Raw genomic sequence first — 11,410 nt, forward strand, 5'->3', positions numbered from 1 at the left:
ACCAACCCCTTCCTTCCCCCCTTGTGGGGGAAGGTGGATCGGCGCGTAGCGCCGAGACGGATGAGGGGTGTTCCAGTGGAGTGAGACGTCTGCGTTCCCTGGAACACCCCTCATACGTCGCCTTCGGCGACACCTTCTCCCACAAGGGGAGAAGGGGAAGCCTGCGCTAAGCCGCCTGCGGCTCCGGCTCGAACGCCGGCCTGCTGGTATTGATCAGCAGCGAGATACAGGCTGCGATGATCGCGGTCATGCCGGCGATCAGGAAGGCCAGTTCGTAATTGCCCTGCAGCTCGCGCATGGTGCCGCCGAAGGCGGCGGCGGTTGCCGCACCGACCTGGTGGCCGGCGACGATCCAGCCGAACACCAGCGGGCCGCTGCGGTCGCCGAAGGCTTCGTTGGCGAGCCTCAGCGTCGGCGGCACGGTGGCGATCCAGTCGAGACCGTACAGCACCGCAAAGATGATCAGGCTGGTCGCGGAGAAGCCGGAATAGGGCAGATAGATCAGCGACAGACCGCGAATGCCGTAATAGACGCCGAGCAGCTTGCGCGGGTCGAAACGGTCGGTGAGCCAGCCCGACAGCGTCGTACCGATCAGGTCGAAGATGCCCATCAGTGATAGCAGGCCGGCGGCCTGCACCTCGGCGATACCCATATCGCCGCAGAAGGAGATCAGATGCGTGCCGACCAGCCCATTGGTGGTGAAACCGCAGATGAAGAACGTGGCAAACAGATACCAGAAGACGCGGGTGCCGGCGGCGCGGCGCAGCGTGTTGAGCGTATGCGCCAGGAAATTGCCTTGCGATGCCGGCGATACCGGCGGTACGTCATCGGCCTCGGCGCCATAGCGCACCATGCCGATCGAAGCCGGACGCTCCGGCACCAGCAGCCAGACCAGCGGCAACAGGCAGGCGGTGGCGACAGAGACGGCGATGGCGACCGGCTGCCAGCCGCCGGACTGGGCGAGCGAGGCGAGCAACGGCAGGAACACCAGCAAGCCGGTGGCGCTGGAGGCTGACATCAGCCCCATGACAAGACCGCGATTGGTCTTGAACCAGCGGTTGACGATGGTGGCGCCGAGCACGGTGGCAACAGCACCCGAGCCGATACCGGAAAACACGCCCCAGGTGAGGAAGAGGTGCCAGGGCTCGGTCATCAGCAGGCTGAGAGCGGTCGAGCCCGACATGATCACCAGCGAGGCAAGCAGCGTGCGGCGCAGACCGATCCGCTCCATCAGCGCTGCAGCAAACGGTCCGGTCAGACCGTAGAGGAAGATGCCGATGGCAGCGGCAATCGAAACGGTATCGCGTCCCCAGCCGAAGCTGTTGTCCAGCGGCAACATCATCACGGAGGGAGCCGAACGCAGACCGGCCGCGATCAGCAGGCAGAGGAAGATGACGCCGACCACGACGAAAGCGTAGCGCTGGCCAAAGGGACGGGATTGAGCTATCATGTTACTGACCGGTACGTTGCAATGAGGTGATGGCCTACATACGTACCGGTCAGTAACATTGTCAAGCGGGTTGTTTGCATGTCATCGGACAAAAATATTGAAGCGTCGATCAGCGAGGCGTCGCCAGCCCCGAAGGCCGCGGACAAGATCCTCGACGTGGCCCACGACCTGTTCTATCGCCGCGGCATCCGGGCGATCGGCGTCGATGAGATCGTCAAGCGGGCGGGCGTCACCAAGCCCAGCCTCTACCGCAGCTTCCCCTCCAAGGACGAACTGGCCGCCTCCTACCTCAGGCAATATGACCGCGAATATTGGGAGCGTTTCGACGAAGCCGTGGCCGCCCATCCCGGCGACCCGCGCGCACAGCTCAAGGCTTTCCTGACCCGCATCGGCAGGCGCACGCAAAGACCGGCCTATCGCGGCTGCGGTATGACCAACGCGGCAGTGGAATATCCCGAACACGGCCATCCGGCCCGCGTTGTCAGCGAATCCAACAAGCAGGAGCTGCGCCGACGTCTGCGCGAAATGGCGGCATCGATGGGTGCGCAAGACGCCGACACGCTAGGCGACGGCCTGCTGCTCCTGATCGAAGGCGCCTATATCAGCGGCCAGCTGTTCGGCCTCGGCGGCCCGGCGGCGTCGGTCGCCCGCAACGCGGACCTGCTGATTGAGGCGAGCTTGAAGAAATAACATTTGACGATACGCTGCGGCAGCTCGAAACGGGTTGTCCGCCATGCGCACTCTTCTGCTCTCGCTTGTCCTTGCCGGTTTCTGCCAGGCAGCCCATGCCGATGGCATATCCAGCGTCTACACCGACCTCGACTCGCAAAAGGATTGCGTCACCTACGCGCAAGCTGAGGAAGGCGACGGCGACTGGGCCGAACTCGCCTGCTCCGGCTATAAGGGCTTTCCCGTGCTGATCGCCTATGACGACGCCCGTGAGTCGCTGTTTTACGGCTTCCCGCCCAGCAGCGACATGACGACGGTCTGGGAGAGCTTTTCCGGCTTCAATTCGTCAGGAGCCAAGGTCGAGTGGCGCATCGAGACCAAGGGCGACGTCGTCGTTCCCTTCGCCGTCATCCACCGCCGCTCGATCAGCAACCCCGAGGACGAGAACAAGCCGACCGAAGTGCTGCTCGTCGCCAAAGTCGCCCAGATGGATGCCCGCGACGGCTGCACAATCGGCCTGGTGCTCGCCACCGGCAACCCGCAAGCCAATGACCAGGCGCGCAAGCTGGCCGACGAAAAGGCAAAGACCTTTGCCTGCGGCAAGGACAAGCACACCGTCATCGGCAACGTCCCGGCCTTTGGCAGGGTGGATAACTGAGCCGGCTACTTAGCCGCCTTCGCCCGTGCGATCGCGTCGACGATCATCTTCTTGGCGTATTTGGAATCGTGCCAGCCTTCGATCTTGACCCATTTGCCGGGCTCGAGATCCTTGTAGTGTTCGAAGAAGTGCTGGACCTGGTCACGGGTGATCTCGGGCAGCTGCGTGTATTCGGTGACGTTTTCGTAGCGCAGCGTCAGCTTCGGCGACGGCACGGCGATGATCTTTTCGTCCTGGCCGGCATTGTCTTCCATGATCAAGACGCCGATCGGCCGCACATTGATGACGCAGCCCGGCACCAGCGCACGCGTGTTGCAGACGAGAACGTCGATCGGATCGCCGTCACCAGACAGCGTGTGCGGCACGAAGCCGTAATTGCCGGGATAGCGCATCGAGGTGTGCAGGAAGCGGTCGACGAACAGCGTGCCGGCCTCCTTGTCCATCTCGTATTTGATCGGCTCGCCGCCGATCGGCACCTCGATGATGACGTTGACGTCCTCAGGCGGGTTCTTTCCGCTGGCAATGGCTTCAATGCGCATGGCTCAAATCCCTCTCTCGATTTCCAAGATCGATAGCGGGCGAAACGTCATGGTGCAATGCGGCGATTGGTACGCAGCGCTAATGAAGGCGCACAGTTTGTGAATGGCCTGTAACCGAGGCGGCGTCCGCTATTCCCAGACGAAGGCGACCTTCTTCAGCGCTCTCTGCTCGAAAATCTCGACGCCTTCGGCGACGTCGCGGCCGCCAGCGCCGGCATAGAAGGCCAGCGCGTTCTGGTTATCTTCCAGCGCCCACACCACCATGCCCTTCAGCCCGTGGTCGGCAAGCCGTGCCCGCGCCGCCTTGAACAGCCGGCTGCCGAGCCCGATGCCCTGATATTCCGGACGGAGGTAAAGCTCATAGATCTCGCCCTGCTGCCGAAGCTCGCGGGCGCGGTTCTTGCCGATCGTGGCGTAGCCGGCGATGGTGCCGCCGATTTCGACCACCAGCACGGTGGCGGCGCGGCGGATGGCGTTCGCCCACCAGTCGGCGCCGCGGCGGTTGATCATCGACGTCAGCGAGCGATGCGGGATGATGCCGGAATAGGCGCCCTCCCAGGCCTGTTGGTGCACGTCGGCGATGGCGCCGGCGTCGCGCGGTTCGGCTTTCCTGATGTCGATGCTCAGCGTATTCATGATTTGTTAACCATAAACCCGCATCGGCCATTTGCAAGAGTCCCGTCAGAGCGCACCTGACGTTTCGCACAGGCCATCATGGTAGGTGACGCCGAGGTAAAGCCTGCTTGAAAACGCGCTCGGCCGAGGCGGATGGCGCGGGTTTCGAGAACCGGAGCGGAGCATACTTTTGTGGGTGAGCACCGGAAGCGCAGAAAACCGCGTCAGCCGTCCGGCTGAGTAGCGTTTGCAGGCGGGCTTTCAGATTTCGACGAGATGATCGTCCAGCTCATTGGCGTCGCCCGACGTGACCGGGAAATGCTCGGCCAGCACCGCGCCGACCTGCCCGATCGCCTTGACGAAGCCGTCGGCGAGCCGGTCGTCGCCGGCATGCTGCGTGAGGTCGTTGATAACACCGTCCCAGACATGCTGGCCGACCTTGCTGTTGATGCCGGAGTCGGCGACCACTTCGGCATAGCGCTCTGCGATCGACACGAAGACCAGCACGCCGGTGCGCGCCGCGGTGCGGTGGACATTGCGGGCGAGGAATTGCCTGAGCGCATTGTCATGGGCCGCCTGATAACGCTGCCGGCGCGGCACCAGATGGATGCGCAAGGCCGGCAGCGCCCACAAGAGCACCAGCACCGACGCCAGTGCCAGCAGCTCGGCGAGGACGAAATGCGGCAGCCGGATCGACAGCCACCAGGCCTCCAGTCCATAGGCGACGGCGAGGCTGACGATCAGCATGCCCAATGTCGCCATGAAGGCGGCGGGAAAGAAGTAGCCGTCGCTGGCATGCGCGACGACGCAGTAGATCTCACCGTCGGTTTTCGATTCGGCGGCGCGGATCGCGGCGGCGATGCGCTCATGGTCCTGCGGGCTGATCGGTCGTGTTGCCATTTCTTTTCACCAGCTCCCTGAAGACCCGCCGCCGCCGGACGACCCGCCGCCACCTGAAAACCCGCCGCCGCCACTCGAGCCCGACGACCAGCTGCTGCCGGAGCTTCCGGATGACCATCCACTGCCCGATGACGAACTCGTCGTCCAGCCGCTTGAACCCGACGACGACCCGCTCGGCCCCTGACCATAGCGAAAGGTCATGCCTAGCCATTGATACACGCCCGGCGACAGCTGGGTGCCGAAGATCGGTGGCAGGAAGGCCATCGCCAGACCGCCGAAGAACATCGTCGCCCACAGGATCAGGAAGATCGCGACTATAGGATCGATGGGCGTGCTGTGGTCGGCCGGATTGCGTTTTCCGCGCGCCTCCAGCTCTTCGGGATTGCCTTCCAGCACCATGACCATATCGTCGACGGCCTTGGAAATGCCGCCGGAGAAATCGCCGGCGCGAAAGGCCGGCACCATGTCGTTTTCGATGATCAGTTTGGTGTGCAGGTCGGTCAGTGTTCCTTCCAGACCATAGCCGACCTCGATGCGCATCTTGCGGTCGTTCTTGGCCACCAGCAGAAGCACGCCGTTGTTCTCGCCCGCCTGCCCGAGGTTCCAGAAGCGGAACAGCCGGTTGGCGTAAGGTTCGATCTCCTCGCCGTCGAGGCTGATGATGGTCGCGACGACGATCTGATCGGAGCCTTTTGTCTCGAAATCCGCCAGTTTCTGGGTCAGTGCTGCCTTGGTCGCGGCATCGATAATGCCGGCATCGTCGACGACGCGGCCGGTGAGCGCGGGGAGGTCCGCGGCCAGCGCCGCGGAACCAAAGATCAAAACCGCCAGGGCGAACAACACACCGGTGAAACGGCCAAGGCAGGCGGGGCTGATGATCCGCGTCATCATATCGTCACCGCCTCCAGTGCACCCGCATCGCCCTCAACCACCATGACTGTCCCCAAGCACCGTGATCATGTCGTCGACTGCTTTGGAAATGCCGCCGGAGAAATCGCCGGCACGAAAGGCCGGCACCATGTCGTCTTCAATGATCCGTGTGGCGTGCTGGTTGGTCAACGTGTCCTCCAGCCCATTGCCGACCTCGATGCGCATCCTGCGATCGTTTTTGGCCACCAGCAGAAGCACGCCGTTGTTCTTGCCGGCCTGGCCGAGCTGCCAGAAGTTGAACAGCCGGGTGGCGTAAGGTTCGATCTCCTCGCCGTCGAGGCTGGGAACCGTGGCGACGACGATCTGGTCGGAGCCTTTGGTCTCGAAATCTGTCAGCTTCTGCGTCAGTGCCGCCTCGGTCGCGGCATCGATGATGTCGGCATTGTCGACCACCCGACCGGTGAGTGCGGGCAACTCCGCAGCCATGGCGGCAAAGTCGACAAGCGAAACCATCAGGCCCAGCAAAACAGCGCCGGTCATTGTGACGAAACGGTCATGCCAGGAATTGATGATGCGTGCGGTCATCTCGTCACCAGCTCCCCGAGGAGCCGCCGCCGCCGGACGAACCGCCACCGCCGGAAAAGCCGCCACCACCGCTTGAGCCCGACGACCAGCCGCCGCCGCCCGAAGACCAGCCGCCGCTGGATGACCGCTTGTGCGGCTCGAAAGTCATGCCCAGCCAGCGGTAGCGGCCGGGACCAAGTTTCTTGCCGAAGATCGGCGGCAGGATGGAGGCCGCCATGCTGCCGAAGAAAATGATTGCCCAGACGCTGATGAAGACACCAAAGAACAGATTGTCCATGTCGACCGGCGGCTGTTCGTTGCGCTTGCCGCGCGCTTCCAGCTCTTCCGGATTGCCTTCCAGCACCATCACCATGTCATCGACGGCTTTGGAAATACCGCCGGAGAAATCGCCGGCGCGGAACGCCGGCACCATGTCGTTTTCGATGATCAGCCTGGTGTGCAGGTCGGTCAGCGTGCCTTCCAGACCATAGCCGACCTCGATGCGCATCTTGCGGTCGTTCGGCGCCACCAGAAGCAGCACGCCGTTGTTTTCCTTGGCCTGGCCCAGCTTCCAGAAGCGGAACAGCCGATTGGCATAGGGTTCGATCTCCTCGCTATCGAGGCTTGGGATCGTGGCAACGACGATCTGGTCGGAGCCTTTTGCCTCGAAGTCGGCGAGCTTTTGCGTCAGCGTAGCTTTGGTTCCTGCGTCGATGATGCCGGCATTGTCGACGACGCGGCCGGTCAGCGCTGGCAGATCGGCGGCGAAGGCGCAGAGGGGGAAGAGGAAGCAGAGAAGTATGCCAAGGAAGGCTAGGTAGGCGTTCCGTCCCACCCCCCTCTGGCCTGCCGGCCATCTCCCCCGCAAGGGGGGAGATCGGACGTCATCTGTGCTTTCGCCAATTTTCACCGTTTGAAAGAGATGTCCGGCCACGAAGCCGCCGATCTCCCCCCTTGCGGGGGAGATGTCCGGCAGGACAGAGGGGGGTGTGACGGAATACAAGGCCGAAAATGACCAAGCTTGCCAACCGATCGCTTACCCGCCCTGCTTCGTTCCGAAATCGACCTTCGGCGGCTGCATCTTGTCTTCTTCGACAGTGAAGTTGGCGAAGGGCTCGTTGCTACGGAACCAGAAGGTTGCCCACAGCACGGAGGGGAAGGTCCTCAGTGTCAGATTGTAGTCCTTGACGGCCAGGATATAGTCGCGCCGCGCCACCGCAATGCGGTTCTCGGTGCCTTCGAGCTGCGCCTGCAGCGCCAGGAAGTTCTGGTTGGCCTTGAGATCGGGATAGGCCTCGGACACCGCGATCAGCCGCGACAGTGCGCTCGTCAGCCCAGCCTGGGCATCCTGGAACTTCTTGAGGGCTTCGGGATCCTTCAGGGTTTCCGGCGTTACCGTGATCTGCGTCGCCTTGGCGCGCGCTTCGACCACCGCGTCGAGCGTATCCTTTTCATGCGCCGCATAGCCCTTGACCGTCTCGACCAGGTTGGGGATCAGGTCGGAGCGGCGCTGATACTGGTTCAGCACCTCGCTCCAGGCCGCCTTGGCGTTTTCCTCCGCTGTCGGGATGGTGTTGTAGCCGCAGCCGGCAAGCAGCGGCAGCACGATGGCCATCATCAACACGGCCGGCAGGCTGCGGAAGGGGAACGGTGAAGCAAGGCGCTGGGCAAACATGGTGTGGTCCCTCGACAGAAGTTGCATACGAAGCTTTAGAGCATGATCCCGAAAAGTGGGAACCGATTTTCACGGACAAACGGGAACCGTTTTGTCCTAAAGATCATGCTCCCACTCTGATCTAGCACAATCCGCGCTTAAGAAAATGTCTGCGGCTGGAGTGCACTCATGCGCCCCCGAGGCCCTGTGATTGCCCTCACGAACACGATATGGTCGCCGGCAAACAGGACTGGATCATGGCGGAACGCCGCGACGAAGACAGCGAATCGCGCCGCATTATCGAGCGCGTGGCGAACGAGGGTGGCCTCGGCGGTACGTCGTTCATCGCGCGCGCCGCGAAAGGCGCGCGAGATCATGTCACCGCCGCCGAGGCCGATCGCTCCGATCCAATCGAGGTCTGGGGCACCCGCATCGGCCGCACGCTTGGGCTCATCGTCGCCCTCGGCCTTTTGATCTGGCTCGTGTACTACGTTTCCCGGGGCAGCTAGGAATTTCATGAACAGCGAAAAAGCCGACGCGCCGCGCGCGGTCATCGTCATTTCCAGCCATGTCGCCCGCGGCTCGGTCGGCAACCGCGCCGCCGTGTTTGCGCTGGAGACGCTGGGCTTTCCGGTGTGGGCGGTGCCGACAATCATCCTGCCCTGGCACCCCGGCCATGGAAGGGCAACGCGCATCGTGCCGCCGCTCGACCAGTTCAAGGCGCTGATGGCCGATCTCGAACGAGCGCCCTGGCTGGGTGAGGTCGGCGCCGTGCTGTCGGGTTATCTCGGCGAGGCCGGCCAGGCCGAGGCCGTCGCCTCGCTGGTGTCAGCGGTCAAGGCGAAGACGCCGGACGCGGTCTATATATGCGACCCGGTGATGGGCGATTCCGGCGGGCTTTATGTGCCCGAGCCGACCGCCGCCGCCATGCGCGACCGGCTTATGCCTGTCGCCGACATTGCCACCCCCAACCGCTACGAGCTGCAGTGGATGGCGGGCGCTCCTTTGCCCGATCTGAAATCGGTCATTGCAGCCGCCCTCCATGCCGGCCCAAGAACCATGCTGGTGACGTCGGCGCCGTCGATGATGACCGGCGGCACCGGCAATCTGCTGCTCGACGCCAGCCAGGCGCTGCTGGCCGAACACAGGCTGATCGACAAGCCACCGAACGGGCTGGGCGACCTGACGGCGGCCGTCTACCTCGCCCGCATCCTGTCGGGACAGCCGCCGATCAAGGCGCTGCAGTCGACCACGGCCGCGGTCTACGAGATCCTGGCGCGCACGGCCAAACGCGGTGGCGACGAATTGCAGCTGGAAACCGACGCCCAGAGCCTGTCGCACCCGATGGCGATGGTTCAGCTGCGTCATCTCACACATCCGGGGCGGGACCGCCGGGCGTGATCTCCGGTGCGCTGGCTGGCGTCGACGGTTGCAAGGCGGGCTGGATCGCCGTCCATCGAGGGCCAAGCGTTTCGCCGTCGGTGACTGTCTTTCGGAGCTTTGCAGCCCTGCTCGACGCCTTGCCGGCCGATGCGGTCGTGGCCGTCGACATGCCCATCGGCCTGCCGGATTTTTCGCAAAGAGGCGGGCGCGGGCCGGAGGCGCTGGTTCGGCCACTGCTCGGGGCGAGGCAGTCCAGCGTCTTCTCTATCCCTTCCCGCGCGGCCCTTTACGCCGACACCAACGACTTCACCACGATCGAAGCCTGGTCTGCCGCGCATCGCCGCGCCAGCGAAATCGCCAAGGCGACCTCCGACCCGCCGCGCGGCGTCTCGATCCAGGCTTTCGGCATTTTTGCCAAGATCTGCGAGATCGACGCGCTGCTCATCGCGCGCCCCGAACTGCGCGGCCGCGTCTTCGAATCGCATCCGGAAGTCGCCTTCTGCCGGCTGAATGGCGAAAAACCAATGACGCTGCCGAAGAAGATCAAGGGCGCGGTCAATCCGGCTGGGATGGAAGAGCGCAAGGCGCTGCTGTGCCAGCATGGCTTTGAAAAGGCCTTCCTCGACCAGACGCCACCGAAAGGCGCTGCCGCCGACGATTTCCTGGACGCGGCAGCGATGATGCTGATTGCCGCACGCATCGCCAGCGGCGAGGCAAGGTCGTTTCCCGATCCGCCGCTCGCCGATTGTTACGGCATTCCCGTCGCCATCTGGGCCTGAGGCAAGCCGCGAGCCATGCAATGCCGCATGGCGATTTGCGACGAAGCCATCCGCAATTCGGCATTGCCCGCGACAGGCTTTTGCCGTTAGAGGCTTTCCCAGAGTCAGGTCCGTTGAAATTCAGGCCGCAATCCTCTGAATATCGACGGACCGCGCCGCATCCAACCCTGAAAGGGTCCAGACGCCGCCCATGCCCCATCTCCCCGAACACCTTCTCGCCGGCTATCGCAACTTCATGAACGGCCGCTATCTCAGCGAGAGCGGACGCTATCGCGACCTCGCCCGCGAAGGCCAGGCGCCGGAAACCATGATCGTCGCCTGCTGCGACTCGCGCTCGGCGCCCGAAGCAATCTTCGACGCCGGCCCCGGCGAACTCTTTGTACTGCGCAATGTCGGCAATCTGGTGCCGCCCTATGCGCCCGACGGTGAATTCCACTCGACCTCGGCCGCGCTAGAATTCGCCGTGCAGAGCCTGAAGGTGAAGAACATCGTGGTCATGGGCCACGGCCGCTGCGGCGGCATTCGCGCCGCGCTCGACCCCAATTCGGCGCCGCTTTCGCCCGGCGACTTCATCGGCAAATGGATGAGCCTGATCGCCCCGGCAGCCGAAACCGTGTCGTCCAGCACCTTCATGACGGCGACGGAACGGCAGACGGCGCTGGAGCGCATCTCCATCCGCTACTCGATCGCCAATCTCAGGACCTTCCCTTGCGTCTCGATCCTCGAAGGCAAGGGGCGGCTGGCCCTGCACGGGGCCTGGTTCGACATTTCGACCGGCGAACTCTGGGTGATGAACAAGGACACCGGCGATTTCGAGCGGCCGGATTTGGGGTAGACCATGATCCCGAAAAGTGGGCACCGGGCTTCGGATAAGATCATGGTCAGATAAGCGGAGGCGAGGAATGCGGGGTTGGCGTGCAATTGCTTTCGCCATGGCGGCGCTGACGATTAATCTCACCCCAGCCCGCGCCGATGACGGCGCCATCATCGACCGCTGGTATTCGGCGCTGCTGGTAGCCGACCGCACCGAACTGTCGGATCTCCTTGCCGACGATGTCCGCATCAAGCTCGACGATCTCGGCGTCGTGCAGTCGAAGCAGGAATTCATCGCCTCGATCGACGAATGGAAGGGTGCGGTGGCCGGCGCCGCGATCCGGCATCGCATCGAAAAGAGCGAAGCCGATGTCACCACTGTCATCGCCTGCTATGATTTTCCCAACAATGACATGCTGATGCAGGAGACGTTTGCCGTCACCGGCAACCGCATCACCGCAAGTTCGCAAGCGGCGCTCGCGGAAAATTGCGACGGCTTCTGACGCCAGCTTGAAC

14 protein-coding genes and 1 pseudogene are annotated in these 11,410 nt (G+C 63.4%); 7 read left to right on the forward strand and 8 right to left on the reverse strand.

Going from position 1 to position 11,410, the window contains the following annotated elements; translation table 11 throughout:
- Window positions 1–166: 166 nt before the first annotated feature.
- Complete coding sequence (locus ACWGTO_RS25825) at window positions 167–1,450, reverse strand: MFS transporter (RefSeq protein ID WP_454577623.1); 1,284 nt, start codon at window positions 1,448–1,450, stop codon at window positions 167–169.
- A gap of 78 nt (window positions 1,451–1,528) precedes the next feature.
- On the opposite strand from ACWGTO_RS25825, the gene ACWGTO_RS25830 reads away from it, so the two are divergent.
- Entirely contained in the window at window positions 1,529–2,140 is a 612-nt protein-coding gene (locus ACWGTO_RS25830) for a TetR/AcrR family transcriptional regulator (RefSeq protein WP_454577624.1), read from the forward strand.
- A 43-nt stretch (window positions 2,141–2,183) separates the two neighbouring features.
- The gene (locus ACWGTO_RS25835) at window positions 2,184–2,777 is read left to right on the forward strand and encodes a hypothetical protein (protein ID WP_454577625.1); all 594 of its coding nucleotides are present in this window, start codon (window positions 2,184–2,186) and stop codon (window positions 2,775–2,777) included.
- 5 nt (window positions 2,778–2,782) lie between these two features.
- Here the strand turns inward: ACWGTO_RS25835 and ppa are convergent, their stop codons facing one another.
- The 7 genes and pseudogenes from ppa to ACWGTO_RS25870 form a co-directional block, all read right to left on the reverse strand.
- A complete protein-coding gene (ppa, locus tag ACWGTO_RS25840) occupies window positions 2,783–3,316 on the reverse strand; it encodes an inorganic diphosphatase (RefSeq protein ID WP_454577626.1) in 534 nt (177 codons plus the stop codon).
- A gap of 129 nt (window positions 3,317–3,445) precedes the next feature.
- Complete coding sequence (locus ACWGTO_RS25845) at window positions 3,446–3,952, reverse strand: GNAT family N-acetyltransferase (RefSeq protein WP_142869081.1); 507 nt, start codon at window positions 3,950–3,952, stop codon at window positions 3,446–3,448.
- A gap of 240 nt (window positions 3,953–4,192) precedes the next feature.
- A complete protein-coding gene (locus tag ACWGTO_RS25850; RefSeq protein WP_454577627.1) occupies window positions 4,193–4,831 on the reverse strand; it encodes a TPM domain-containing protein in 639 nt (212 codons plus the stop codon).
- A 6-nt stretch (window positions 4,832–4,837) separates the two neighbouring features.
- Window positions 4,838–5,722: a TPM domain-containing protein gene (locus ACWGTO_RS25855; protein ID WP_454577628.1), complete on the reverse strand. Its 885-nt coding sequence runs from the start codon at window positions 5,720–5,722 to the stop codon at window positions 4,838–4,840.
- 54 nt (window positions 5,723–5,776) lie between these two features.
- Window positions 5,777–6,241, reverse strand: a pseudogene (locus tag ACWGTO_RS25860) (TPM domain-containing protein); the annotation flags it as partial.
- Between the two features lie 49 nt (window positions 6,242–6,290).
- Window positions 6,291–7,100 (reverse strand): TPM domain-containing protein, encoded by an 810-nt coding sequence (locus tag ACWGTO_RS25865; protein WP_454577629.1) that lies wholly within the window; start codon window positions 7,098–7,100, stop codon window positions 6,291–6,293.
- Window positions 7,101–7,301: 201 nt separating this feature from the next.
- Window positions 7,302–7,940 carry a LemA family protein gene (locus tag ACWGTO_RS25870; RefSeq protein ID WP_454577630.1) on the reverse strand — a complete coding sequence of 213 codons (639 nt, stop codon included), beginning with the start codon at window positions 7,938–7,940 and terminating at the stop codon, window positions 7,302–7,304.
- Between the two features lie 236 nt (window positions 7,941–8,176).
- On the opposite strand from ACWGTO_RS25870, the gene ACWGTO_RS25875 reads away from it, so the two are divergent.
- The 5 genes from ACWGTO_RS25875 to ACWGTO_RS25895 all read left to right on the forward strand — a co-directional run bounded on the left by ACWGTO_RS25875 (window position 8,177) and on the right by ACWGTO_RS25895 (window position 11,397).
- Window positions 8,177–8,428: a hypothetical protein gene (locus ACWGTO_RS25875; protein WP_454577678.1), complete on the forward strand. Its 252-nt coding sequence runs from the start codon at window positions 8,177–8,179 to the stop codon at window positions 8,426–8,428.
- 7 nt (window positions 8,429–8,435) lie between these two features.
- Window positions 8,436–9,320 carry a pyridoxal kinase PdxY gene (gene pdxY, locus ACWGTO_RS25880; RefSeq protein ID WP_454577631.1) on the forward strand — a complete coding sequence of 295 codons (885 nt, stop codon included), beginning with the start codon at window positions 8,436–8,438 and terminating at the stop codon, window positions 9,318–9,320.
- A complete protein-coding gene (locus ACWGTO_RS25885; protein ID WP_454577632.1) occupies window positions 9,317–10,081 on the forward strand; it encodes a DUF429 domain-containing protein in 765 nt (254 codons plus the stop codon). The genes pdxY and ACWGTO_RS25885 overlap by 4 nt, the downstream gene beginning before the upstream one ends.
- Window positions 10,082–10,271: 190 nt before the next feature.
- The gene (locus ACWGTO_RS25890; RefSeq protein WP_454577633.1) at window positions 10,272–10,916 is read left to right on the forward strand and encodes a carbonic anhydrase; all 645 of its coding nucleotides are present in this window, start codon (window positions 10,272–10,274) and stop codon (window positions 10,914–10,916) included.
- A gap of 67 nt (window positions 10,917–10,983) precedes the next feature.
- Window positions 10,984–11,397, forward strand: a complete 414-nt coding sequence (locus ACWGTO_RS25895; protein ID WP_454577634.1) for a nuclear transport factor 2 family protein — start codon at window positions 10,984–10,986, stop codon at window positions 11,395–11,397.
- Window positions 11,398–11,410 lie beyond the last annotated feature (13 nt).

Source organism: Mesorhizobium sp. PL10, from assembly GCF_053714315.1.